This is a genomic window from Streptomyces sp. NBRC 110035 (assembly GCF_000829695.1).
Lineage (GTDB): Bacteria > Actinomycetota > Actinomycetes > Streptomycetales > Streptomycetaceae > Streptomyces.
Genome location: NZ_BBNN01000020.1, coordinates 61,088 through 84,262 on the forward strand (window position 1 = coordinate 61,088; position 23,175 = coordinate 84,262).

The following is a 23,175-nucleotide window of genomic DNA, read 5'->3' on the forward strand; positions in this document are numbered from 1 at the left end:
GCGCGACACCGGCGGAAGCGCCACCTCCGCTCCTCCTCCGGGACGGGTCCGGAGGCGGGTCCACGACCGAACCCGGGACGGAGGCGGACGAGGTGCGCCCTCCCGTCGAGGGCCACGAGGCGGCGATTCTGCTCGAGCGGGCGCGGGCCGAGGTCGACCCGGTGCTGCGGGCCGCCGTCGGCTCGCTGCCCGGCCCGCTGCGCCGGATCGCCCGCTACCACTTCGGATGGGAGCACGCGGACGGCACCCCGGCCGCCGGCGGTTCGGGCAAGGCGATCCGCCCCGCGCTGGTGCTCGCCGCGGCCTCCGCCCTCGGCGGTCCCGCGGCCCGGGCGGTGGCCGTCCGGGCGGCCGCCGCGGTGGAACTGGTCCACAACTTCACGTTGCTGCACGACGACGTGATGGACCGGGACGCCACCCGGCGCCACCGGCCCACCGCATGGACCGTGTTCGGCGACGCCGACGCGATCCTCGCCGGGGACGCCCTGCACGCCCTCGCCCTGCGGCTGCTCGCGGAGGATCCGCACCCGTCGGCCCCGGCCGCGGTGGCCCGGCTCGCGGACTGCGTCGTGGAACTGTGCGCGGGGCAGCAGGTGGACACGGCCATGGAAGGACGCGCTCCCGGTGAGGTCACCCTCGACGAGACGCTGTCCATGGCCGAGGCGAAAACGGGCGCGCTGCTCGGCTGCGCCTGTGCGCTCGGTGCGCTGTACACGGATGCCGGGGCGGCGGATGTGGCGGCACTGGACGCGTTCGGCCGTGAGGCGGGGCTGGCCTTCCAGCTGATCGACGACGTGATCGGCATATGGGGGGACCCGCGGCGTACCGGCAAGCCGGTCGGTGCGGATCTGGCCGCCCGCAAGAAGTCCCTGCCCGTGGTCGCCGCGCTCACCTCCGGCACCCCGGAGGCCTTCGAACTCGCCGCGCTGTACGCGGCCCCGCACGCCGAGGAGGACCTGGAGCGCATCGCCCTGGCCGTGGAACGGGCGGGCGGCCGCGACTGGGCGCAGACCCAGGCTGCCGACCGCATGGCCCGGGTGGTGCAGGAACTGGCCCGCGCGGTGCCGGACCCGGAGGCGGCGGGCGGACTGCTGGCCCTCGCCGAGTTCGTGACACGGCGCACCACATAGGCAGGACTGCTCAGGAGCGGCTCGGGACACCGGGGCACCGGTGCCGTACGGAACCCACCCGTACGGCACCGTGGTTCCGGCCCGGCGGGCCCCGCACTTCCCCATGGTGTGCGGGGCCCGCCGTCCCCGCCGCGCGCCCGTCCGTGCCCTCCCGTCGGGCATCGCCGTCCCGATAGGGTCAACCCCCGTACGGGAGGCGAGGGTTGAGACGAGGGGGCGGACATGGGTGTGGCGATCCGGACGGCTGGGGGCGGGGACCGGGAGCTGCTGGTCCGACTCCTGGACGAGGCGTTCCAGGACGACCCGGTGAGTGGCTGGGTCTTCCCGGGCGTGGAGTACCGCCGTACGACGCACCACAGGCTGATGGGAGCCTTCACCGACATCGTGCTTGCCGAGGGACGCGTCGATGTCACGGAGGACGGCTCGGCGTGCGCGCTGTGGATGTCGATGCCGGCCGACCAGCACGGCGACGGGAACCCGGCGGACGACGAGGGTCCCGCACAGGTACGCCAGGCCGTCGACCCGGAGAACGAGCGGGTGGAGCTGATCGGCCGCCTGACGGCGGGCGTCCATCCCACCGGGCGGGCCCACGAGTACCTGTGGATGATCGGCGTGGCGCCCGGCCGGCAGGGCGAGGGGCTCGGCACCGCGCTCATCGGTTCGGTCCTCGACCGCTGCGACCGCGAGGGGCGGCCGGCCTATCTGGAGGCGAGCAGCGTCCGCAGCCGCCTGCTGTACGAACGTCTCGGCTTCGCCCCGGTCGGCGAGCCCCTGCCGCTCCCGGACGGCCCTCACCTGTGGCCGATGTGGCGCGAGCCCCGCACCCCGTGACCGGTCTGCGCCCCGCGCACGTCCGGCCGGGCCCGACCGGACCCGGTCGGGCCGGTTTTCCGCCCCGGCAGGGACGTTCGGCCCTGGCTGCCGGCCTGCGGCCCCGCTTCACCGGCCTCGCAGGGACCGGTCGGTGAGGACTGTCAGGGGCGGTATGAGCACAGCGGCGCGTGACCACAGGACGGCAGGTGGTCCGGGAGCGGACGGCGGGGCGGGGGACGGGGAGATCGCGGCGGTCGGGCATGCCGATCTGACCGCGGACACGCTCGCGCTGGTCGAGGCCGCGTTCCGGGAGCGGCTGGAGCAACTGGGCCGGCTGGAGGGGCCCGTGGAGCGGGGGCGGCCGGCCACGGTGCGCTGCGGCGCGGGAATGCCGCTGGCGTTCGGCCGGGCGGCGCGTGCGTCGGGCCGCCGTCTGGTCGTGGTCATCCCCACGCGCGACGGCGTCCCCGCCATGCCGCCCCGGCACGACCGGATGGCCGCCGGTGAACTGCTGAACCTCGCCGAGCAGGCGCGGCTCCTGCCGTACGACCCGAACCACCGGGACTCCTGTGTCGGCGCGGACGAGCGGATGATCGCCGCCAGCGGCCTGCTCCTGGCGGTCTGGGACGGAACACCGTCCAACGGCAGGGACGCCACCGCCCACTTGGTGACGTACGCCCGCGCCCGGGGCATCCCCGTGGAGATCGTGTGGCCCGCGGGCGCCGAACGCGGGAGCGGGGCGGCCCTGCCCGCCGTGCCCGCCGGGCCGCTCGCCGGGGAACCCGCCGGGCCGCCCGCGCTCCGGTACGGGACCCCGCGATGACGGCGCCCGCCGCCCGCTACTCCTGAGCCCGTTCCTCCGCCTTCTCCGGCACGATCGTCGCCACGATCCGCTCCACGAGCCCGTCCGGCACGTCCACCCCGGGCAGTACGCCGTCCAGGACGCCCGGCAGCGTCAGGTGCTCCAGGATCAGCCCGAGCATGGCCAGGTACAGGACCGCCACGGTCTCGTCGCCGCCCGGAAGCCCGGCGGCCCGCTGGAACTCCATGCCCTCCACGAGGTCGCCACGGACCGAGGCGGTGTAGGAGGCGAGCAGTCCGGGGCGCCGGGTGGCCTCCAGCCGCATCTCCAGCAGGGCCAGCCAGCCCGTGCGGTCACCGGTCGCACGCGCCATCAGGTCGTGCATGAACGCGGCGACGAGCGAGCGGTCCCGCGGCCGGGTCAGCAGTTCGGCGACGACCGCCGGGTCGGGCGCGAGCCGTATGTGCAGCCGGGAGTCGATCTGGCGCAGCAGGTCGTCCCGGCCGCCGAAGTAGTTGGAGGCGGTGCCCACCGGCACCCCGGCCTGCGCGTCCACCGCGCGGAACGTCAGACCCCGGGCCCCTTCGCGGGCGAGCACCTCGACCCCGGCGTCGACCAGGGCCGTGCGGCGTTCAGGGTTGGCGGCCATGCGGAATCCCCTTTCTCACGTGTCTCGATCTCCGGTCCGCGTCCGTAAAGCCCTTGAAACCACTACAAGTGAAGTACTACAACTGGAGTGGTTCACGGACGGGGCAGCCTACGGAAAGAGACCGCGTTGCGAAAGCTCACCTACTTCATCGCCTGCTCCATCGACGGCTTCATCGGGAACCCGGAGGGCGACGCGTCGGCGATGATGCGCCTCGTCGACGAGGAGCTCTTGGCCTTCATCAAGGAGGAGCACCCGGAGACCCTCCCCACCCACGGCCGTCGCCCGCTCGGCATCGACGACCTGCCGAACCGGCGGTTCGACACGGTCATCCAGGGCCGCGCAAGCTATGACATCGCCCTGAAGGAGGGCATCACCAGCCCGTACGCCCACCTGCGCGAGTACGTCGCCTCGCGCACGCTGAAGGAATCACCCGACCCGAACGTCGAGATCATCGGCGACGACCTGGTGGGCCGGGTCCGGGAGCTGAAGGCCGAGGACGGCGAGCTCGGCATCTACCTGTGCGGGGGCTCCGCGCTCGCCGGTGAACTGCTCGGTGAGATCGACGAGCTGGTCATCAAGACGTACCCGATCGTGCAGGGCGCCGGCATGCCGATGTTCGGCGCGGGCTTCTCGGTGACGGAGTTCGCCCTCGAGTCGGTGCGTACGTTCAGGAACGGGGTGCTGGTGCGCACGTACAGCAGGGAGCGCTGAACCGGCGCCGGGCCGGTGCGGGGCTTTCCCCGGGAGGGAGCGAGGTCGCCACGACCGGACCACCGGGCACCAGGCGCACCGGCAGGATCCGTACGCGTGTCATGACGGCGCGGGCTGTCGGCGGGCGGGCGCGCGGGCGGCTTCCGCCCCCGCCCGCCGCCGAAGACGCCCGCACCCGGCCGTCGGGGCGCCGGGTGGCGGCCTGCGGGCCGGGTGCGGACAGGGACACCGGGCGACCAGGGAAACCGCAGGTCGAACGGCGTGACCGAAGATCAGCCCTTCTTGGTCTCCCAGAAAATCTTGTCGATCTGGGCGATGTGGTCCAGCGCCTTCTGGCCGGTGGCCGGGTCGGTCGAACCCTTGGCGGCCGACAGGGCCTTGAGGGTGTCGTTGACCAGCTGGTGCAGCTCCGGGTACTTCTCGAAGTGCGGGGGCTTGAAGTAGTCGCTCCACAGGACGGAGACGTGGTGCTTCGCCAGCTCGGCGCGCTGCTCCTTGATGACCGTGGCGCGGGCCTGGAAGTGGGCGTCGTCGTTGCCGGCCATCTTCTCCTGGACGGCCTTCACCGACTCTGCCTCGATGCGGGCCTGGGCCGGGTCGTACACGCCGCAGGGCAGGTCGCAGTGGGCGCTGACCTTGACCTTGGGGGCAAACAGGCGGGAAAGCATGGAGCAATCCTTCCTCGTGATCGTCTTCTCACAGGGGACATTACTCCGTGGAGGAGTGGTTTTCTCGGGTGCCCCCGGGGGCTTAGGACAAAAGTCCGGGGTCAGACTGGGACTGGTGGAGGAAGAACCGGGGAGGTGCCGGGTGATGCCGGAGCTGTCGCAGGACGCCGAGCGGGCGGGAGCGCCGCTGCCCTTCGGGGTGGCCGAGGTGACGGGGCCGTCCATGGTGCCCACGCTGCACCACGGGGACCGGCTCCTGGTGCACTACGGAGCCCCGGTCAGGCCGGGGTGCGTAGTCGTGCTGCGGCACCCGTTCCAGCAGGATCTGCTCGTGGTCAAGCGGGCCGCCGAGCGGCGCGAGGGCGGCTGGTGGGTCCTGGGGGACAACCGGTACGCCGGCGGTGACAGCACCGACTACGGGGTGGTGCCCGACGAACTGGTGCTCGGCCGGGTCCGCCTGCGCTACCGGCCGCGCAGACCGGCTCAGCGCTCGCCGCTGGCCGTGCTGGGCTGGGCGCTGTCGGCGGCCCGGCCGGTGTTCTCCGTCCGCTCGGCCTCCAGGCGCTTGCGGGCACGGTAGGCGGCCACGTTGGCGCGGGTGGCGCAGCGGTCCGAGCAGTAGCGCCGGGAGCGGTTGGTCGAGGTGTCGAGGTAGGCGTTGCGGCAGGGCGGCGCCTCGCACAGGCCGAGGCGGTCCACGCCGTACTCGGTGAGGTGGAAGGCCAGGCCCATCGCGGCGATGGCGGCGTAGCCGGCGGTCGGGTTGGACGGGTGGTCCGCCAGGTGCATGTGCCACAGCGGGCGGCCGTCGTCGTCACGGTGGTCGTGCCCGGAGATCTGCGGGCTCACCGGGAACTCCAGCAGCAGCGAGTTCAGCAGGTCGACACCGAGGGTCTCGTCGCCCGCGTCCGCCGCCTCGAAGACCGCGCGCAGCCGGGCCCGGACGGAACGGAACCGGGTCACGTCCGCCTCGGTCGCGCGCCGCGCCGCGGACTGGTTGGCGCCGAACAGGTCACGGACGGCGTCCACCGAGGTCAGGGTGTCCGTGCCGCGGGCCGGCTCCTCGGTGTTGACGAGACGCAGGGCGTAGTCCGAGTAATAGGCCAGTTCCACTTGCAGTCCTTACGTGGGAGGTCTATGGTCATGCCTGCGGTCAAGTAACAGGTGATTGCACTTAAAGGGTATTACGTTTCGCGGATGAGGGAGGGCTGCATGACGGACGTGAACACCAGTGCGACGACGGTCGGGGCCGTGGCGACAGGCGACTGGCAGGCCTGGCAGGAGAGCTGGGACCGCCAGCAGGAGTGGTACATGCCCGACCGCGAGGAGCGGTTCCGGATCATGCTCGACATGGTGGAGGCCGTCGTCGGCACCTCCCCGCGCGTCCTGGACCTCGCCTGTGGCACGGGGACCATCACCGCCCGGCTGCTCGCCCGGTTCCCGGACGCGACCAGCACCGGCGTCGACCTGGACCCGGCGCTGCTCACCATCGCCGGGGGCACCTTCGCGGACGACGAGCGGGCCACCTTCGTCACGGCCGACCTCAAGGACCCCGACTGGCCCGCCCGGCTTCCCCACGACTCCTACGACGCCGTACTGACCGCGACCGCCCTCCACTGGCTGCGCGGCGAACCCCTCGCGGACCTCTACGGACAGGTCGCGGAGCTGGTCCGCGACGGCGGTGTCCTCATGAACGCGGACCACATGATCGACGAGACGACCCCCCGGATCAACGCGGCCGAGCGCGCCCAGCGCCACGCGCGCATGGACCGGGCCAGGCGCGCCGGTGCCCTCGACTGGGCCGCATGGTGGAAGGCCGCGGCCGAGGACCCCGTCCTGGCCGAGCCCACCGCCCGCCGCTTCGAGATCTACGGAGAGCACGCCGACGGCGACATGCCGTCCGCGGCGTGGCACGCGCGCGTGCTGCGCGAAAAGGGTTTCGCCGAGGCCCGCCCGGTGTGGTGCTCGCCATCGGACACCCTGCTGCTCGCGGTGAAGTAGGGCTCGCCGCACGAGGCGCACGAGGCGCACGAGGCGCACGAGGCGCACGAGGCGCACGACGGAGGGGCGGTACGGAGACCATCCGTACCGCCCCTTTGTCCCTGCGTGTCTCCGTGGGCCGTCAGAGCACCTTGGACAGGAACGACTTCGTCCGCTCGTGCTGCGGGTCGGTCAGCACGTCCCGCGGGTGGCCGGACTCGACCACCACACCGCCGTCCATGAAGACCAGGCTGTCGCCCACCTCACGGGCGAAGCCCATCTCGTGGGTGACGACGACCATCGTCATGCCCGACTCGGCCAGGTCGCGCATGACGTCGAGGACGTCACCGACCAGCTCCGGGTCGAGGGCCGAGGTCGGCTCGTCGAACAGCATCAGCTTCGGGTCCATGGCGAGCGCCCGCGCGATCGCCACCCGCTGCTGCTGGCCGCCGGAGAGCTGCGAGGGGTAGCCGTCGGCCTTGTCGGCCAGGCCCACGCGCTCCAGCAGCTGCCCCGCGCGCTCCCTGGCCTGCGCCCTGCTCACTCCCTTGACCTGCACCGGCGCCTCCATGACGTTCTCCAGCGCCGTCATGTGCGGGAACAGGTTGAAGCGCTGGAAGACCATGCCGATGTCCCGGCGCTTCAGCGCGACCTCGCTGTCCTTGAGCTCGTACAGCTTGTCGCCCTTCTGGCGGTAGCCGACCAGCTCACCGTCGACGTACAGACGCCCGGCGTTGATCTTCTCGAGGTGGTTGATACACCTCAGGAAGGTGGACTTGCCGGAGCCGGAGGGGCCGATGAGGCAGAACACCTCACCCGTCCTGACCTCGAGGTCGATGCCCTTGAGGACCTCCACGAGACCGAAGGACTTGTGGACGCCCTCCGCCTTGACCATGGGGACGGAGGGGTTCTTCACCGGTGTGTCCGTCGAGCTCGCCTTCACCTGGTCGGTCATGCCGCGCCTCCCTTCGGGCGGCCGAGGGACAGCATGTTCGCCTTCACCTTCTGCCACGGCGTCGCCGGCAGCTGCCGGGTGGAGCCGCGGGCGTAGTAACGCTCCAGGTAGTACTGGCCGACGCTGAAGACCGAGGTCAGCAGCAGGTACCAGGCCGCCGCCAGGAACAGCATCTCCGCGGGTGCACCGGAGGTCTGCCCGATGTCCTGGGCCACCCTGAACAACTCGGAGTACTGGACGACGGACACCAGCGAGGTCGTCTTCAGCATGTTGATGACCTCGTTGCCCGTGGGCGGCACGATGACGCGCATCGCCTGCGGGATGACGATGCGGCGCAGCGTCCTGGTGTGGCTCATGCCCAGCGCGTGCGACGCCTCCGTCTGGCCCTCGTCGACCGAGAGCAGACCTGCCCGGCAGATCTCCGCCATGTACGCGGCCTCGTTGAGGCCGAGGCCGAGCAGCGCGGTCAGGAACGGGGTCATGAAGTCGGACCACTCGTCCCGGTAGAACGGCCCGAGGTTGATGTACTCGAAGACCAGTCCCAGGTTGAACCAGACCACCAGCTGCACCAGGACCGGGGTGCCGCGGAAGAACCAGATGTAGAACCACGCGATCGCCGAGGTCACCGGGTTCTTCGACAGCCGCATGACGGCCAGCACGATGCCGCCGACGATGCCCATGGTCATGGCCAGGACGGTCATCAGGAGCGTCTTGCCCACACCGCTGAGGACACGGTCGTCGAAGAAGTAGTCCGGGATCGCGTTCCAGTTGATCCTGCCCTGGGAGAAGGCGTAGACGACCGCGCCGAACAGGGCGAGAGCGATCACGGCTGTGACGTACCGGCCGTAGTGACGGACCGGGATGGCCTTGATGGCCTCCGGGCCGGCCGGGGGGGTGTCGGCCGGCCCTGTCGTCTTGTCGATGTCAACAGTCACGGGTGTTGCCTTTCAGCGCCGCGAGGCCCGCGGTCACTTGCCGCCGTTGATGGTGGCTTCGTCGACGGCGCCCTCCGCGACGCCCCACTTGTCCATGATCTTCCGGTACTCGCCGTTCTCGATCACGGCCTCCAGCGCGGCCTGGAGGGCGTCCCGCAGCTCGGTGTTGGTCTTGGCGACCGCGATGCCGTACGGGGCGGCCTCGACCTGCTCGCCGACCAGCTCGAAGTCCTTGCCGCCGCCGGAGGTCTTCACGGCGTACGCGGCGACCGGGAAGTCGGACGAGCCGGCGTCGGCGCCGCCGGCCCGCAGGCGGGTCTGGGCCTGCTGGTCGTTGTCGAAGGACTCGATGCTGAGCTTCTGGTCCGCCGGGCACTTCTCGGCCTCGGCCTTGGCGAGGTCCTCGGAGACGGTGCCGCGCTGCAGCACGATCTTCTTGCCGCACAGGTCGGACCAGGTCTTGATGCCCTGGTCGTCACCCTTCTTGGTGTAGATGGACACGCCGGCCGTGAAGTAGTCGACGAAGTCGACGCCCTCGCCGACCTTCTTGCCGGTCTCGGAGTCGATGCCTTCCTGGCGGTCCTTGGTGTCGGTCATCGCGGACATCGCGATGTCGTACCGCTTGGAGCGCAGGCCCGTGATCAGGGTGTCGAAGGTGCCGTTCTCGAACTCGAACGTCACGCCGAGCTGCTTGCCCATGGCGTCGGCGAGGTCGGGGTCGATGCCGACCGTTTCGCCGGAGTCGTCCTTGAACTCGACCGGGGCGTACGCGATGTCCGAGCCGACCTTGATGACGCCCTTGTCGCGGATCGCCTGCGGCAGCTTGTCGGCCAGCGGGGCGGCGCTGCCGGCCGCGGTGTCGCCGCCGTCCGATCCGTTGCCGTTGTCCTTGGTCTGGTCACCGCAGCCGGTGACGAGCAGGGCGCCTGCGACCGCGATCGCGCCAACCGCTGCCAGTCGGGACTTGGCGGCGGGGGTACGGCGGGTGGTACGTGCGGTCATGGTGTTCCTCCGGCGGAAGGGTGGGGTGCCGATGGGGTCGGCCACGGCCGATGGGAATCGGCAGTGCCGCGAGTCGACGGAAGCACACGTCTTCGAGTGTCGCGACTCTGTGTGATGACCGCATCTTGCCATTCGGACTGCGCCGTTCAGTGGGCTCGCCATGTCAAAATCGGATAACAGGTGACGCTCGAACCGCGCTGCTCCGCTCCACCACGGCCGGACAGCCTGCTGGTTTACGCCATCGTGGCCGGAAGATCTCCGGTCTTCGATGAGGTGAAGGGCGTTCGGCCGTCGGGTTTGTTACGGCTCGAGCGCTTGCCGAGTCTTCGTCCGGGCCTTGTCCTGAAATGGGTCGATGGGTCCTGGCGCCCGCATGTGACCTTTGCGTTATGGACTCGTCGCCGAAGGCGTCGGTCCGGTAAGAAGGTGCTTTACACCCCTCATCCGGGGATCGGGGCGCGTGTGCGGCGCGCCCGTCGTGTCCGAGCCCGACGCATCAACCCACCGGGCCCGGCACGGTCCCGCCCGCTCCTCACCCGGAGCGGCAACCCTCAAACCATGAACGATTAAGGGGTAAAACCAAGTGGCAGCGGAGATTGTCAATCCTCGCAGCGACAGCGAAAGCCGGACCGGTCATGAGGAGCAGGACGGAGGGGCGGAGCCCCTCGAGTCCTTCGACCCGGCATTCGCGCTGCACCGCGGCGGCAAGATGGCCGTGCAGGCCACTGTGCCGCTCCGCGACAAGGACGACCTGTCCCTGGCATACACACCCGGCGTCGCGAAGGTGTGCAGCGCGATCGCCGAGCAGCCGGACCTCGTCCACGACTACACCTGGAAGTCCTCGGTCGTCGCCGTCGTCACGGACGGCACGGCCGTGCTGGGGCTCGGTGACATCGGCCCCGGGGCCTCCCTCCCCGTGATGGAGGGCAAGGCGATCCTCTTCAAGCAGTTCGGCGGCGTGGACGCGGTTCCGCTCGCCCTGGACTGCACCGACGTGGACGAGATCGTCGAGACCGTGGTCCGGCTCGCCCCGTCCTTCGGCGGCGTGAACCTGGAGGACATCTCGGCGCCCCGGTGCTTCGAGATCGAGCAGCGGCTCCAGGAACTGCTGGACATCCCGGTCTTCCACGACGACCAGCACGGCACCGCGGTCGTGTCGCTGGCGGCGCTGCGCAACGCGGCGCGGCTGAGCGGGCGGTCCCTGGGCGAGCTGCGGGCCGTGATCTCGGGCGCGGGCGCGGCCGGTGTCGCCATCGCGAAGATGCTCGTCGAGGCCGGTATCGGCGACATCGCGGTGGCCGACCGCAGGGGTGTCGTCTCACGGGACCGCGAGGACCTCACGCCGGTCAAGCGGGAGGTCGCCCGGTTCACCAACAAGGCCGGCCTCTCCGGATCGCTGGAGGACGCGCTCGCCGGGGCCGACGTCTTCATCGGCGTCTCCGGCGGTACGGTGGCGGAGGCGGCGGTGGCGTCGATGGCCGAGGGCGCCTTCGTCTTCGCCATGGCCAACCCCGATCCCGAGGTGCACCCGGAGATCGCCCACAAGTACGCGGCCGTCGTGGCCACCGGGCGGTCGGACTTCCCGAACCAGATCAACAACGTGCTGGCGTTCCCGGGGATCTTCGCCGGGGCGCTGCAGGTGCGGGCCTCGCGGATCACCGAGGGGATGAAGCTGGCGGCGGCCGAGGCGCTGGCGGCCGTGGTCGGAGACGATCTCGCCCCCGACTACGTCATCCCGTCCCCGTTCGACGAGCGGGTCGCGCCGGCGGTGACCGCGGCGGTCGCCGCGGCGGCCCGTGCGGAGGGCGTCGCCCGCCGCTGAGGCGCGCGAAGGTGTGTCGGCCCCGTCCACCCGTGGACGGGGCCGACTCGCGTGTGTGGTTCGAGGCGCGGTGGCAAGAAGGCGTGTCTCACAGCGACACCTTGTTCCGCCAGGAGGACGGGCGGCCTATCGTCAAGGCCATGTTCGCTGTCTACGCCGCTCGAATCGACCGTGACCAGCCGCTTTCCGGTCTGGAGCTGGGGGAGCGCCCAGCTCCCGAGGCCCACCCCGGCTGGAGCACCGTGACCGTGAAGGCCGCCTCCCTCAATCACCACGACCTGTGGTCCCTGCGGGGCGTCGGCCTTCCGGAGGACCGGCTGCCGATGATCCTCGGCTGCGACGCCGCCGGGGTCGACGAGGACGGCAACGAGGTCGTCCTGCACTCCGTGATCGGACAGACCGGCCACGGGGTGGGTCCCGAAGAACCCCGGTCGATCCTGACGGAGCGCTACCCCGGCACGTTCGCCGAGCAGGTCGCCGTGCCCACCTGGAACGTCCTGCCCAAGCCGAAGGAACTGTCCTTCGAGGAGGCGGCCTGCCTGCCCACGGCCTGGCTGACCGCGTACCGGATGCTGTTCACCAACGCCGGGGTGCGGCCCGGCGACTCCGTACTGGTGCAGGGCGCCGGCGGAGGCGTCGCCACCGCCGCGATCGTGCTCGGCAGGGCCGCGGGGCTGCGGGTGTTCGCCACCAGCCGCGACGAGGCGAAGCGGAAGCGGGCTCTGGAGCTGGGCGCCGTGGAGGCGCTGGAGTCCGGGGCTCGGCTGCCGCAGCGGGTCGACGCGGTCATCGAGACGGTGGGGGCCGCCACCTGGTCCCACTCGGTGAAGTCGCTGCGGCCCGGCGGCACGCTGGTGATCTCCGGCGCCACCAGCGGTGACCGGCCCTCGCACGCCGAGCTGACCCGGATCTTCTTCCTGGAGCTCAGGGTCGTCGGGTCGACGATGGGCGGCAAGGACGAACTGGAGGACCTGCTCGCCTTCTGCGCCGCCGCCGGGGTGCGTCCCGTCATCGACGAGGTGCTGCCCATGGACCGGGCCCGGGAGGGGTTCGAGCGCATGGAGACGGGCGGGCAGTTCGGAAAGATCGTGCTCACTGCTCCGTAGCCGCACGGCGGTACGCCGCCCAGTCCCGACGCCTCTCGCGGTGGGTGTTCACGGCCGGTCCGGTTTCCGGGCCGGCCGTCGGAATGTCAACTGGGGTTGACGTGCGCGAGATTGTCAACGTACGTTGACGGCATGACCGAGGCAACCGATCTTGCCGAGCGGGCGGGTGACCGCGATCCACGGGTCGGCCTGCGGGCCGTCGCCGCGCTGCGCAGGCTGCTGGAGCAGTTGGAGGCCGTGCAGGTGCGCAACGCGCGCAATCGCGGCTGGTCGTGGCAGGAGATCGCCAACGAGCTCGGAGTGAGCAGGCAGGCCGTGCACAAGAAGTACGGGAGGCATTGATGTTCGAGCGGTTCACGAAGGATGCCCGCGCCGTGGTGAAGGGGGCGGTCGAGCATGCAGAAAAGGCGGGAGCACGGCATGTCGACGCCGACCACCTGCTGCTGGCCCTGATCGACCGGGAGGGCGGCCGGGGTTCGTTCGCGCTGGCCGCTCTCGGACTCGCCGAGCGACGGGACTCGGTGCGGGCCGCGGTGGGAAGGGCGCGCCGGAGGGCCGGGCTGACCCAGGCCGAGACCGACGCGCTGGCCGGGCTCGGCATCGATGCCACGGAGATCGCCGCCAGGGTGGAGGACGTGCACGGTCCCGGAGCCATGTCCCGTGACGGGAGGAGCGCCGGCCGGTGGCGCTCGGGGCACCGGCCCTTCACCAGGGAGGCCAAGGACGCCCTGACGAGCGCCCTGCGTGTCGCCACCGACCGCCACGACCGCCGCATCGGCGACGAACACCTCCTGCTGGCCCTGACCGTCCGCCCCGGCATTCCGGCAGAGGTCCTCGCGGATCACGGCGTCACGTACGAGTCCCTGGCGAGGGTCCTGTACGGCGACGGGGAGGCCAGGGCAGGCTGAGCGACCGTGGGAGCCGAACGGACCGGGCGCGTAGGCCGGCCAGAGGGGCGGGATCCGGCCGGGACGGACGCCCGGTCGGATCCCGGCCGTCCGTCAGGGCGCCTGCACGGGCTCTGCCGCGGACGCGTGGCGGGCGGGCGTCGCGGAGCCGGCCGGGGAGGCCGGGCCGGGGATCGCGCGGTGCGGGTTGCGTGCGGTCGCGGGCCGGGTGGGCCCGGGCGTGCCGGAGGCTCAGGGCTTCGGGGGGTGAAGGAGGGCTCCGATCCGGGCTGCGGCCGTGGACAGGTGGTGGCGGGCTTCGCGGAGCTGGTCCGGGGTGATGCCGTGGTCGCGGGTCGCGTCGCGGATGTCGTCCCGGAAGCGGTCCAGCAGGCGGTCCAGGTCGCGCGCGGGGTCACCGGCGGAGTCCGTGGCGCCCTCGTGCGCCCACGCCGGGGTGTAGTCGGCGGGGAAGTCCTCCGGTGTCCGGGAGTACGACGGTCCGGGCGCCGGGGCGCCGCTCTCCGTGCCGGTACGGCCGAAGCCGAAGTCCTTGCCGAACTCGCCCACCTCCTTGACCAGCTCACCCAGGCCCTCGCGCAGGCCCGTCGGCCAGTCACCCCGTGAGAAGTGGTCCTGCATCTGCTCCTGGACCCGCCGGGCGATGCGCTGCACCTCCTCCTGGGCCTGGGCGGCGGCCCGGTCCTGGGCCTCCTTGGCCTGACGGCGGGCACGCTGTGCCTCGTCGCGGGCGCGGCGGCTCTCGTCCTTCGCGCGCCGGGCCTGTTCCTTCCACTCCTGCTTGGCGCGGCGCATCTCCTCCTTCGCGGCGCGCCAGGCCTCGTTGTCGCCGAGGCCCGTGAAGTCACTGCCGGAGGCAGAGCCGGTGCCGGCCCCGCCCGGTGCCTCCGCGTCACGGCCGCCCTTGCGGGCCTGGCCGGCGGCGGCACGCATCTCGCGGCGCAGGTCGCCCGCCGCACCGCGGACGTCGGCCCGGATCTCGGCGGCCAGCTCGGCGACCGACTCCCGGATCTCCAGTTCCAGGTCGACCAGCTCGCCGCTGCGGTCGGCCAGTTCGGCACGGCCGGCGTCCGTGATCGAGTACACCTTGCGGCCGCCCTCGGTGGTGTGGGTGACCAGGCCCTCGGCCTCCAGCTTGGCCAGGCGCGGGTAGACCGTGCCCGCCGACGGCGCGTAGAGCCCCTGGAAGCGCTCCTCGAGCAGACGGATCACCTCGTAGCCGTGGCGCGGTGCCTCGTCCAGCAGCTTCAGCAGGTAGAGGCGGAGACGGCCGTGGGCGAAGACGGGGGGCATGTCAGAGCACCTTCTTGTCGGTCGGGCCGTCGGCGGGGCCGCCGGGTGCGGCGTCGGAGGGGCCGGGGCTCGGGGCGGAAGGGTTCCCCGAGCCGTCCCACGGTCCGCTCTCCTCCGTGTGGGGCGGGCGGCGCAGCAGGGCGATGGAGCCGGAGACGGTGGTGGCCCGCAGCTTGCCGGTGCCCGCGCCCAGCCGGCCGGTTATCTTGTGGGCGCCCCACTGGCCGTGCACCCGCAGGCCGTCGAAGGCGTTGGAGACGGCGCCGCTCGCCGTGTTGGCCTCGACCTCGGCATCCGCCGGATCGGGCAGCCGGATCGCGATCTCGCCGGAGACGCTGGTCAGCCGGATGTCGGTGGGACCATCGGCGGCGAGGTCCACGATCATGGAGCCGCTGACCGACTCCGCCCGCACGGTGGAGCCGGAGCCGTCGACCACGGTGAGGTCGCCGGAGACGGAGTGGAAGCGGAGGTCACCGGTGACGGACTGGGCCTCGACGTTCCCGGACACGGTGTCCGCGCGGACCGGGCCGGCGAGGGCGACCAGGGTCGCGTCGCCCGTGACGCCCTGCAGCACGGACGGCCCCTTGACCCCGGAGACGACGGCGGCGGCGCCGACCACTCCCACCTCGACCCGGGTGTGGGCCGGAACGGCCAGGGAGACCACCGCGCTGCGGCGCCAGCGCTTGCTGTCCAGCCACTTGAGGAAGCCCTTCCAGGGCAGGTCCTCGTAGGCCACCGTCAGGACACCGTCCCGCTGGGTCACCACCAGGGGCGGTCCCTCGATCTCGGAGACCTCCAGCCGGGCGGAACCCTCGTCCGTGCCCACCACGTTCACCGTTCCGTTGACGAGGCGGACGTTGAGCTCGGTCACTGGATCGTCGAAAGTGAGCTTCTCGGGCCCCGAGACGGACCTTTCGGACATGGTGGAACCTCCTGGGGCGGGTTGCCGGACTGTCTGGACGACGGAGAACGACGGAGAACGACGGAGAACGCCGGGGGTGGCGCGGTGCGGTGAGAGGTGCGGTGCTTGGCCGCACGCACGCCACGACGCGCCATATCGCGTCTCACGTAATTCACGATATATCGCGGACGGGGAAAGTCAAGGCACCCGTTCCGGCGAGTGGTCGCCATGCGGAAAGGGGAATTGTCCTACGGTGTGACCATGTCGACGGAACAGTCCCAGGTCGCGGGCCGGGCCCGTCCCGTGCCGGGAGCCCTGCTGCTGTGCCGTGCGGAGGCCGGATCCGTCGTCCCCGCCGCCCGGCTGCTGCACGAACGCATGCTGCTCTCCCGAGCCGGTGACGAATGGAGTGTGCTCGTCCCCGAGGGCGGGCCCTGGCGGTCCGGCACGGACCCGGTGGACCGGGTGGTCCACGGCTGGGCCATCGCGCTCACCGTCGGTGTCTCCTGGCCGGTGCTGGCCCTGTGGTGGGACGGAGAGCGGGCCGGGTTCACCCTTGCCGCCGGCTTCCGCAGTCCGGTCGGCTACGTGTGGCTGGCCGACGGCACGCCGGCCGGCATGGAGGAGGCCATGCGCACCTTCGCGGGCCGGCTCGGCCTCGACCCGGTCCTGGACATGCAGGCCCTGGACGAGCTGACCAAGCCCGATTCCGCCGCCGACGCCGCCGCGCGGCTGAGCGGCGTCCTCGCCGTCCTCACCCGTGCGGGCGTATCCCTGCCTCCGGGACTCGTCCCCGGCGAGAACGCCGACGGACTGCTCGAAGCGGCCCGGCTCCAGCCGGACACCCGCCGGATCGAGGCGGACGGGAGCAGTGAGAAGGACGGGAACGTTGAGGGGGACGGGAGCGGCGAGGAGGACGAAAGCGGTATGAGCGCTACGGACCGGCCGGACGGCATCTCCGCCCCCCGGCACCCCGCCCCCCGGCCCTCCCGCGCGGGCGGCCCGCCGTCCGTACCCGCCGTGCCCGCCGTCGTGCCCGTCCCGGCCCTCGCCCAGATGGCCGCAGGCCTGCCGCTGGCCGTCTGGGGCCTACGCCACCGCAGCGGCGGCTGGATCGTGGCGGGGGCGCTCCTGTTCGCCCACGGCGCCGTCACGCTGGCCGACCACACCCTCACCCACCCGCGCGACTGAACCCGCGCGGCCAGGGCCAGGCCCTCCTCCTCCTACTCCTCGTCCTCGTCGTCGTCCAGCCGGGCCAGCCATGTCGCCAGGCGTTCCACCGGCACCTCGAAGTCGGGGTTGAGGTCGACGAACGTCCGCAGCTGCTCGGCGAGCCACTCGAAGGTGACCTCCTCCTCGCCGCGCCGCTTCTCCAGTTCCTCGATGCCACGGTCCGTGAAGTACATGAGGACAAGAATATGTGCGCCCACACGGACCGGGCCGCACCCCACAGTGGGGATGCGGCCCGGTCACGTACGGCCCACGACCCATGACAGGGCCGCTCAGGAGTCCGTCAGGCGTCGAACACCTCACGCACCAGCTGCTCCTGCTCGGCCTGGTGCCGCTTCGCGGAACCGACGGCAGGGGACGAGCCGTGCGGGCGCGAGATGCGGCGCAGACGCTCGCCGTGCGGGACGTCGGCGCCGACCGCCAGGTCGAGGTGGTCGATCAGGTTGAGCGCGATGAACGGCCAGGCACCCTGGTTCGCCGGCTCCTCCTGGGCCCACAGGTACTTCTCGGCGTTCGGGTACTTCTTGATCTCCGCCTGGAGCTCGGCACCCGGCAGCGGGTACAGGCGCTCGATGCGCAGGATCGCCGTGTCCGTCACGCCGCGCTTCTTCCGCTCGGCCTCGAGGTCGTAGTAGACCTTGCCGGCGCAGAAGACGACCTTCTTGACCGCGGCCGGGTCGACCGAGTCGTCGCCGATGACCGGACGGAACTGGCCCGTGGTGAACTCCTCCGCCTTCGAGGCCGCGGCCTTCAGACGCAGCATCGACTTCGGGGTGAAGACGACCAGCGGCTTGTGGTGCGGGTTGTGCACCTGCCACCGCAGGAGGTGGAAGTAGTTCGACGGGAGGGTCGGCATCGCGACCGTCATGTTGTTCTGCGCGCAGAGCTGCAGGAACCGCTCCGGACGGGCCGAGGAGTGGTCCGGACCCTGACCCTCGTAGCCGTGCGGCAGGAGCAGGGTCACCCCGGAGGTCTGGCTCCACTTCTGCTCGGCCGACGAGATGAACTCGTCCACGACCGTCTGCGCGCCGTTGACGAAGTCGCCGAACTGCGCCTCCCACATCACCAGCGCGTCGGGGCGGGCCAGCGAGTAGCCGTACTCGAAGCCCATCGCCGCGTACTCGGAGAGCAGCGAGTTGTAGACGTTGTACCGCGACTGGTCCTCGGACAGGTACAGCAGCGGCGTGAACTCGTCGCCCGTCTCACGGTCGATGACCACCGCGTGACGCTGGCCGAAGGTGCCGCGCTGCGAGTCCTGGCCGGAGAGCCGGACCGGGACGCCCTCCAGGAGCAGCGAGCCGACCGCGAGGGTCTCCCCCATGCCCCAGTCGATCGTGCCGTCCTCGACCATCGCCGCCCGGCGCTGCAGCTGCGGCAGCAGGCGCGGGTGGATGGTGACGTGGTCGGGGATGTTGACCTGCGACTCGGCGATCCGCTTGACGACCTCCGAGGTGACCGCCGTGTTCACCACCACCGGGAACTGGGCCTGCGGCTCCGAGGGCTCGGCGGCCGTCGGCTGGGACGCCGCCTCGCGGACCTCGGTGAAGACCTTCTCCAGCTGGCCCTGGTAGTCCTGCAGCGCCTGCTCGGCCTCTTCCAGGGTGATGTCGCCGCGACCGATGAGGGACTCGGTGTACAGCTTGCGCACCGAGCGCTTCTTGTCGATCAGGTCGTACATCAGCGGCTGCGTGAACGCCGGGTTGTCCGACTCGTTGTGACCGCGGCGGCGGTAGCAGATGAGGTCGATCACCACGTCCTTGTTGAACGCCTGGCGGAACTCGAAGGCCAGCCGCGCGACGCGGACCACGGCCTCCGGGTCGTCACCGTTCACGTGGAAGATCGGGGCCTCGATCATGCGGGCCACGTCCGTCGCGTACATGGAGGAACGCGAGGACTCGGGCGCCGCGGTGAAGCCGACCTGGTTGTTGATGACGACGTGGACCGTGCCGCCGGTGCGGTAGCCGCGCAGCTGGGACATGTTCAGGGTCTCGGCCACCACGCCCTGGCCCGCGAAGGCCGCGTCGCCGTGGATCGCCACCGGCAGGACGGTGAAGTCCGTGCCGCCCTTGTTGATGATGTCCTGCTTGGCGCGCGCGACGCCCTCCAGGACCGGGTCCACCGCCTCCAGATGGGAGGGGTTGGCGACCAGGGAGACCTTGATCTGCTCGCCGTCGAGACCGGTGAAGGTGCCCTCGGCGCCCAGGTGGTACTTCACGTCGCCGGAGCCGTGCATCGACTTCGGGTCGAGGTTGCCCTCGAACTCGCGGAAGATCTGCGCGTACGACTTGCCCACGACGTTGGCCAGCACGTTCAGCCGGCCGCGGTGGGCCATGCCGATGACGACCTCGTCGAGACGGGACTCGGCGGCCGAGTCCAGCACGGCGTCGAGCAGCGGGATGACGGACTCGCCGCCCTCCAGGGAGAAACGCTTCTGACCGACGTACTTGGTCTGCAGGAAGGTCTCGAAGGCCTCCGCCGCGTTCAGCCGGCGCAGGATGCGCAGCTGCTCCTCGCGCTCCAGGTTGGAGTGCGTGCGCTCCACGCGGTCCTGGATCCACTTGCGCTGCTTCGGGTCCTGGATGTGCATGAACTCGATGCCGGTGGTGCGGCAGTACGAGTCGCGGAGCACGCCGAGGATGTCGCGCAGCTTCATCAGGCTCTTGCCCGAGAAACCGCCGACCGCGAACTCGCGCTCCAGGTCCCACAGGGTGAGCCCGTGCTCGGTGATGTCCAGGTCGGGGTGCTTGCGCTGGCGGTACTCCAGCGGGTCGGTGTCGGCCATGACGTGGCCGCGGACCCGGTAGGAGTGGATCAGCTCGAAGACGCGGGCGGCCTTGGTGACGTCGTCGTCGTGGGATGCGTCGATGTCCTTGAGCCAGCGGACCGGCTCGTAGGGGATGCGCAGCGCCTCGAAGATGTCGTCGTAGAAGCCGTTCTCGCCCAGCAGCAGGTTCGCCACGGCGCGCAGGAACTCGCCGGAGGCGGCGCCCTGGATCACCCGGTGGTCGTAGGTCGACGTGAGCGTCATGACCTTCGAGATGCCGAGCTTGTTCAGGGTGTCCTGGCTGGTGCCCTGGAACTCCGCCGGGTAGTCCATGGAACCGACGCCCAGGATCACCGACTGGTTCGGCATCAGACGTGGCACCGAGTGGACGGTGCCGAGGCCGCCGGGGTTGGTCAGCGAGACGGTGACTCCGCTGAAGTCGTCCATCGTCAGCTTGTTGTCGCGGGCGCGACGGACGATGTCCTCGTAGGCCTGCCAGAACTCGAAGAAGTTCAGCGTCTCGGCCTTCTTGATGCCCGCGACGACCAGCTGGCGGTCGCCGTTCGGCTTGACCAGGTCGATGGCGAGGCCGAACTTGACGTGCTCCGGCTTCACCAGGGTGGGCTTGCCGTCCACCTTCGCGTAGTGCCAGTTCATCGACGGCATTGCCTTGATGGCCTGGACCATCGCGTAGCCGATGAGGTGGGTGAAGGAGATCTTCCCGCCGCGGGCACGCTTGAGGTGGTTGTTGATGACGATGCGGTTGTCGAACAGGAGCTTCACCGGGAGTGCGCGCACGGACGTGGCCGTGGGCACCTCCAGGGAGGCGTCCATGTTCTTGGCGACGGCCGCGGACGGGCCGCGCAGCGTCAGCTGCTCGGGGCCCTGCTTGGCCTCGTCGGCGGGCTTCGCCTGGGGGGCCTGGGACTTCGCGGCGGCCGGCTTGGCGGGGGCCGGAGCGGCCTTCGCCGGAGCGGGCGCCGACGCCTTCGCGGCCGGCTGGGCAGCCGGCGGCGCGGCGGCGGGCTGCGGCGTGGCGGGCGCGGGCGTGGCGGGCGCGGGCGTGGCGGGCGCGGGCGTGGCGGCGGGCCGGGCCGGAGTGGCCGGCGCGGCCGTCGTCGTGCCCGCGGTCCCCGACGCCGCGTTGTTCACCGGAGCCGGGCCCTGAGGGGCGCCCGGCTTGTAGTCGGCGAAGAAGTCCCACCAGGCCCGGTCGACCGAGTTCGGGTCCTGGAGGTACTGCTGGTAGATCTCGTCGACGAGCCACTCGTTGGCACCGAAGGCCGCGGCGGGGTTCTTGCCCGCTTGGTCGGTGTCGGTCGAGATGCTCGAGTTACTGGGGGACTGTGGCGACACGGCGTCAACCGCCCTCTTCCGCTTCACAAGATGATGGACAGCGGAAATTAAGGCTACGCCTCCCCGACCGAGAAGGTCAGTCCGGGCCCGTTCAACGTCGTGCAAGTCACATCTCGGAGGGTGTTTCGGCGCGGGAAATGGCGGGAAACAAGCGCGGTTCCGAGCTGTCGGGGCGCGTGGGGTACGGGTCGGCCGCGACCCGGCGCACTCGCTGCACGGACCTGTGCCTGATCACACGTGTCCGTCAGCGCGAACGTACGTGGATCTTGTGGCTCAGCTGGGCACCCTACGTCAACCTGGCGAGGGGGAGGCTCCCGGAAGAGTGATGAGAATGCGGCAGCCCCGCTCGGATTCGGCCACTCCGATGCGTCCGCCGTGCAGATCGACGGCCCAGCGGGCGATCGCCAGGCCGAGACCGGTGCCCCCGTCACTGCCCGGACCGTGCGGCAGATTGACGCTGCCGCGGTTGAACCGCTCGAAGACGCGGTGCCACTCGGTCCGCGGAATGCCGGGCCCCTCGTCCAGGATCTCCAGCTGGAGCGAGTCCGGCTGCGGTCCGGGCCGGGCCTTGACCGTCACCCGGCCGTGCGGCGGACTGTGCTTGACCGCGTTGTCGATCAGGTTGGCGACGACCTGGTGGATGCGCTCCGGATCGAGGTGCGCGGTGAGCTCCGGGGGTGAGACGTCGAGGCTCAGGTGGACGTCCTTGCGCGTGTGGCCGCCGGAGCCGGTGGTCATGCCGGCGCGGGCGGAGGCGACCATGTTGGCCTCCTTGAGCACGCCGGAGAGATACGGCCACACCTCGAACCGCTGCCGCCGCAGCGGGACGACCCCGTTGTCCAGACGGGACAGGTCCAGGAGCGTCTCCACCAGACGTCCCAGCCGCTCGGTCTGCTTCAGCGCCGTGCGCATGGTCTCGGGGTCGGCCTCGGTGACGCCGTCGACGATGTTCTCCAGCACCGCGCGCAGGCCCGCGATGGGAGTGCGCAGTTCGTGCGAGACGTTGGCCACCAGTTCCTTGCGCTGGTGGTCCTGGGCCTCCAGCTCGTCGGCCATGACGTTGATGGTCCGGGCCAGGTCGCCCAGCTCGTCCCAGCGGTTCTCGCGCACCCGGCGGGTGTAGTCGCCGTGCGAGATGGACCGGGCCACCGCGTTCATGTCGTCCAGCGGCGCGGTCAGGGAGTGTGCCACGAACTGCGTGATGAGCAGGGTGGCGATCATCGAGAAGACCGTGATGAAGCGCAGCTCCGTCTTGGTGTGCACCGCGATCATCGACAGCCCGGTGGTGATCAGCACGGAGATGACGACCAGCGCACCCAGCTTGGTCTTGATGGAGAACGGGCGGACACCGCCCCAGGGGCCGGGGTCCCCGGGGCCTCTCCGTGCGGCCGGCCCGTCGCTCATGGCGTCGGCGTCTCCAGGGCGTAGCCCACGCCGTGCACGGTGCGGATGTGCTCGGCGCCGATCTTCCGGCGCAGCGCCTTGATGTGACTGTCGACGGTCCGGGTGCCGGAGGCGTCCGCCCAGTCCCAGACCTCGGCCAGCAGCTGCTCACGGGAGAGCACCGCGCGGGGCGTGTTGGCCAGGCACACCAGGAGGTCGAACTCGGTGGGCGTCAGATGGACGTCCTCGCCGTGCACCCGCACCCTGCGCTGCGCGTGGTCGATCTCCAGTTCGCCCAGGCGCAGGATGCCGCTGCGCGGGGTGCCGGCCGCCAGGGCCGCCCGCTCCATGCGGCGCAGCAGCACATGCACGCGCGCCGCGAGTTCCCGCATGGAGAACGGCTTGGTCATGTAGTCGTCGGCGCCGACGCCCAGCCCGACCAGCATGTCGGTCTCGTCGTCGCGCGCGGTCAGCATCATCACCGGCACCGGCCGCTGCGCCTGCACACGCCGGCAGACCTCCAGGCCGTCGAAGCCGGGCAGCATGATGTCGAGGATCAGCAGGTCGGGCTGCCAGGCCTCCGCCGTGTCGACGGCGGACGGACCGTCACCCGCCGTCTGCACCAGGAATCCCTCGGCGCGAAGGCGGGTCGCGATGGCGTCCACGATCGTCGCGTCGTCCTCGACCACCAGGACCCGGCGCTGCGCTCCCGGAGTGGTCGCCGCCGTGCCGTTGTGGGAGGTGTGTGTCTGCTCCATCGCCCGCCC

23 protein-coding genes are annotated in these 23,175 nt (G+C 71.2%); 11 read left to right on the forward strand and 12 right to left on the reverse strand.

Going from position 1 to position 23,175, the window contains the following annotated elements:
- The first annotated feature begins 92 nt into the window (after positions 1–92).
- From TU30_RS09800 to TU30_RS09810, 3 genes are all read left to right on the forward strand, one after another.
- Positions 93–1,130, forward strand: a complete 1,038-nt coding sequence (locus TU30_RS09800; RefSeq protein WP_042167334.1) for a family 2 encapsulin nanocompartment cargo protein polyprenyl transferase — start codon at positions 93–95, stop codon at positions 1,128–1,130.
- A gap of 222 nt (positions 1,131–1,352) precedes the next feature.
- Positions 1,353–1,961, forward strand: a complete 609-nt coding sequence (locus TU30_RS09805) for an N-acetyltransferase (protein WP_042167336.1) — start codon at positions 1,353–1,355, stop codon at positions 1,959–1,961.
- A 154-nt stretch (positions 1,962–2,115) separates the two neighbouring features.
- A complete protein-coding gene (locus TU30_RS09810; RefSeq protein ID WP_063837630.1) occupies positions 2,116–2,766 on the forward strand; it encodes a hypothetical protein in 651 nt (216 codons plus the stop codon).
- Positions 2,767–2,782: 16 nt separating this feature from the next.
- Here the strand turns inward: TU30_RS09810 and TU30_RS09815 are convergent, their stop codons facing one another.
- The gene (locus tag TU30_RS09815) at positions 2,783–3,394 is read right to left on the reverse strand and encodes a TetR/AcrR family transcriptional regulator (protein ID WP_042167338.1); all 612 of its coding nucleotides are present in this window, start codon (positions 3,392–3,394) and stop codon (positions 2,783–2,785) included.
- A 126-nt stretch (positions 3,395–3,520) separates the two neighbouring features.
- Between TU30_RS09815 and TU30_RS09820 the strand changes: the two genes are divergently transcribed.
- Positions 3,521–4,105: a dihydrofolate reductase family protein gene (locus TU30_RS09820; RefSeq protein WP_042167340.1), complete on the forward strand. Its 585-nt coding sequence runs from the start codon at positions 3,521–3,523 to the stop codon at positions 4,103–4,105.
- 272 nt (positions 4,106–4,377) lie between these two features.
- Here the strand turns inward: TU30_RS09820 and sodN are convergent, their stop codons facing one another.
- Positions 4,378–4,773 carry a superoxide dismutase, Ni gene (sodN, locus tag TU30_RS09825; RefSeq protein WP_042167342.1) on the reverse strand — a complete coding sequence of 132 codons (396 nt, stop codon included), beginning with the start codon at positions 4,771–4,773 and terminating at the stop codon, positions 4,378–4,380.
- A gap of 145 nt (positions 4,774–4,918) precedes the next feature.
- Here sodN and sodX point away from each other — a divergent pair, with 145 nt between their 5' ends.
- Positions 4,919–5,353 carry a nickel-type superoxide dismutase maturation protease gene (gene sodX / locus TU30_RS09830; RefSeq protein WP_042167345.1) on the forward strand — a complete coding sequence of 145 codons (435 nt, stop codon included), beginning with the start codon at positions 4,919–4,921 and terminating at the stop codon, positions 5,351–5,353.
- Here the strand turns inward: sodX and TU30_RS09835 are convergent.
- Entirely contained in the window at positions 5,257–5,886 is a 630-nt protein-coding gene (locus TU30_RS09835; protein WP_042167347.1) for an ABATE domain-containing protein, read from the reverse strand. The genes sodX and TU30_RS09835 overlap by 97 nt on opposite strands.
- A 99-nt stretch (positions 5,887–5,985) precedes the next feature.
- On the opposite strand from TU30_RS09835, the gene TU30_RS09840 reads away from it, so the two are divergent.
- Positions 5,986–6,774, forward strand: a complete 789-nt coding sequence (locus TU30_RS09840) for a trans-aconitate 2-methyltransferase (protein WP_042167349.1) — start codon at positions 5,986–5,988, stop codon at positions 6,772–6,774.
- Positions 6,775–6,895: 121 nt separating this feature from the next.
- Here TU30_RS09840 and TU30_RS09845 read toward each other — a convergent pair whose 3' ends face one another.
- The 3 genes from TU30_RS09845 to TU30_RS09855 are packed head-to-tail and all read right to left on the reverse strand — an operon-like array spanning position 6,896 to position 9,645.
- Positions 6,896–7,648: an amino acid ABC transporter ATP-binding protein gene (locus TU30_RS09845; protein WP_107068419.1), complete on the reverse strand. Its 753-nt coding sequence runs from the start codon at positions 7,646–7,648 to the stop codon at positions 6,896–6,898.
- Between the two features lie 56 nt (positions 7,649–7,704).
- The gene (locus TU30_RS09850; protein ID WP_042167352.1) at positions 7,705–8,643 is read right to left on the reverse strand and encodes an amino acid ABC transporter permease; all 939 of its coding nucleotides are present in this window, start codon (positions 8,641–8,643) and stop codon (positions 7,705–7,707) included.
- Positions 8,644–8,676: 33 nt separating this feature from the next.
- Positions 8,677–9,645, reverse strand: coding sequence for an ABC transporter substrate-binding protein (locus TU30_RS09855; RefSeq protein WP_042167354.1), 969 nt, complete (start codon positions 9,643–9,645; stop codon positions 8,677–8,679).
- 583 nt (positions 9,646–10,228) lie between these two features.
- Here TU30_RS09855 and TU30_RS09860 point away from each other — a divergent pair.
- From TU30_RS09860 to TU30_RS09875, 4 genes are all read left to right on the forward strand, one after another.
- Positions 10,229–11,467 (forward strand): NADP-dependent malic enzyme, encoded by a 1,239-nt coding sequence (locus TU30_RS09860; RefSeq protein WP_042167356.1) that lies wholly within the window; start codon positions 10,229–10,231, stop codon positions 11,465–11,467.
- Positions 11,468–11,607: 140 nt separating this feature from the next.
- A complete protein-coding gene (locus TU30_RS09865; RefSeq protein WP_042167736.1) occupies positions 11,608–12,573 on the forward strand; it encodes a zinc-binding dehydrogenase in 966 nt (321 codons plus the stop codon).
- Between the two features lie 132 nt (positions 12,574–12,705).
- On the forward strand, positions 12,706–12,915 hold the full coding sequence (locus TU30_RS09870) for an HTH domain-containing protein (protein ID WP_042167358.1): 210 nt from the start codon (positions 12,706–12,708) through the stop codon (positions 12,913–12,915).
- Positions 12,915–13,481 (forward strand): Clp protease N-terminal domain-containing protein, encoded by a 567-nt coding sequence (locus TU30_RS09875; RefSeq protein WP_042167360.1) that lies wholly within the window; start codon positions 12,915–12,917, stop codon positions 13,479–13,481. The genes TU30_RS09870 and TU30_RS09875 overlap by 1 nt, the downstream gene beginning before the upstream one ends.
- A 231-nt stretch (positions 13,482–13,712) precedes the next feature.
- Here the strand turns inward: TU30_RS09875 and TU30_RS09880 are convergent, their stop codons facing one another.
- Both TU30_RS09880 and TU30_RS09885 read right to left on the reverse strand, forming a co-directional pair.
- Positions 13,713–14,774, reverse strand: a complete 1,062-nt coding sequence (locus tag TU30_RS09880; RefSeq protein WP_042167361.1) for a PadR family transcriptional regulator — start codon at positions 14,772–14,774, stop codon at positions 13,713–13,715.
- A 1-nt stretch (position 14,775) separates the two neighbouring features.
- Positions 14,776–15,696 carry a DUF4097 family beta strand repeat-containing protein gene (locus TU30_RS09885; RefSeq protein WP_042167363.1) on the reverse strand — a complete coding sequence of 307 codons (921 nt, stop codon included), beginning with the start codon at positions 15,694–15,696 and terminating at the stop codon, positions 14,776–14,778.
- Between the two features lie 240 nt (positions 15,697–15,936).
- Between TU30_RS09885 and TU30_RS09890 the strand changes: the two genes are divergently transcribed.
- On the forward strand, positions 15,937–16,866 hold the full coding sequence (locus TU30_RS09890; protein WP_042167739.1) for a hypothetical protein: 930 nt from the start codon (positions 15,937–15,939) through the stop codon (positions 16,864–16,866).
- A 32-nt stretch (positions 16,867–16,898) separates the two neighbouring features.
- Here the strand turns inward: TU30_RS09890 and TU30_RS09895 are convergent, their stop codons facing one another.
- The 4 genes from TU30_RS09895 to TU30_RS09910 form a co-directional block, all read right to left on the reverse strand.
- The gene (locus TU30_RS09895) at positions 16,899–17,081 is read right to left on the reverse strand and encodes a DUF6104 family protein (RefSeq protein WP_018571400.1); all 183 of its coding nucleotides are present in this window, start codon (positions 17,079–17,081) and stop codon (positions 16,899–16,901) included.
- Positions 17,082–17,188: 107 nt separating this feature from the next.
- Positions 17,189–21,025 carry a multifunctional oxoglutarate decarboxylase/oxoglutarate dehydrogenase thiamine pyrophosphate-binding subunit/dihydrolipoyllysine-residue succinyltransferase subunit gene (locus tag TU30_RS09900; protein ID WP_042167367.1) on the reverse strand — a complete coding sequence of 1,279 codons (3,837 nt, stop codon included), beginning with the start codon at positions 21,023–21,025 and terminating at the stop codon, positions 17,189–17,191.
- A 291-nt stretch (positions 21,026–21,316) separates the two neighbouring features.
- Positions 21,317–22,429 (reverse strand): HAMP domain-containing sensor histidine kinase, encoded by a 1,113-nt coding sequence (locus TU30_RS09905; RefSeq protein ID WP_042167368.1) that lies wholly within the window; start codon positions 22,427–22,429, stop codon positions 21,317–21,319.
- Positions 22,426–23,166 (reverse strand): response regulator transcription factor, encoded by a 741-nt coding sequence (locus TU30_RS09910; protein WP_042167370.1) that lies wholly within the window; start codon positions 23,164–23,166, stop codon positions 22,426–22,428. The genes TU30_RS09905 and TU30_RS09910 overlap by 4 nt, the downstream gene beginning before the upstream one ends.
- Positions 23,167–23,175: the final 9 nt, after the last annotated feature.

Coding starts and splice junctions, on each gene's coding strand:
- sodX (WP_042167345.1), top strand. CDS start 4,919: ATGCCGGAGCTGTCGCAGGACGCCGAGCGGGCGGGAGCGCCGCTGCCC.
- TU30_RS09815 (WP_042167338.1), bottom strand. CDS start 3,394: ATGGCCGCCAACCCTGAACGCCGCACGGCCCTGGTCGACGCCGGGGTC.
- TU30_RS09885 (WP_042167363.1), bottom strand. CDS start 15,696: ATGTCCGAAAGGTCCGTCTCGGGGCCCGAGAAGCTCACTTTCGACGAT.
- TU30_RS09840 (WP_042167349.1), top strand. CDS start 5,986: ATGACGGACGTGAACACCAGTGCGACGACGGTCGGGGCCGTGGCGACA.
- TU30_RS09855 (WP_042167354.1), bottom strand. CDS start 9,645: ATGACCGCACGTACCACCCGCCGTACCCCCGCCGCCAAGTCCCGACTG.
- sodN (WP_042167342.1), bottom strand. CDS start 4,773: ATGCTTTCCCGCCTGTTTGCCCCCAAGGTCAAGGTCAGCGCCCACTGC.
- TU30_RS09805 (WP_042167336.1), top strand. CDS start 1,353: ATGGGTGTGGCGATCCGGACGGCTGGGGGCGGGGACCGGGAGCTGCTG.
- TU30_RS09905 (WP_042167368.1), bottom strand. CDS start 22,429: ATGAGCGACGGGCCGGCCGCACGGAGAGGCCCCGGGGACCCCGGCCCC.
- TU30_RS09910 (WP_042167370.1), bottom strand. CDS start 23,166: ATGGAGCAGACACACACCTCCCACAACGGCACGGCGGCGACCACTCCG.
- TU30_RS09895 (WP_018571400.1), bottom strand. CDS start 17,081: ATGTACTTCACGGACCGTGGCATCGAGGAACTGGAGAAGCGGCGCGGC.
- TU30_RS09870 (WP_042167358.1), top strand. CDS start 12,706: ATGACCGAGGCAACCGATCTTGCCGAGCGGGCGGGTGACCGCGATCCA.
- TU30_RS09845 (WP_107068419.1), bottom strand. CDS start 7,648: ATGGTCAAGGCGGAGGGCGTCCACAAGTCCTTCGGTCTCGTGGAGGTC.
- TU30_RS09880 (WP_042167361.1), bottom strand. CDS start 14,774: ATGCCCCCCGTCTTCGCCCACGGCCGTCTCCGCCTCTACCTGCTGAAG.
- TU30_RS09865 (WP_042167736.1), top strand. CDS start 11,608: ATGTTCGCTGTCTACGCCGCTCGAATCGACCGTGACCAGCCGCTTTCC.
- TU30_RS09890 (WP_042167739.1), top strand. CDS start 15,937: ATGTCGACGGAACAGTCCCAGGTCGCGGGCCGGGCCCGTCCCGTGCCG.
- TU30_RS09810 (WP_063837630.1), top strand. CDS start 2,116: ATGAGCACAGCGGCGCGTGACCACAGGACGGCAGGTGGTCCGGGAGCG.
- TU30_RS09875 (WP_042167360.1), top strand. CDS start 12,915: ATGTTCGAGCGGTTCACGAAGGATGCCCGCGCCGTGGTGAAGGGGGCG.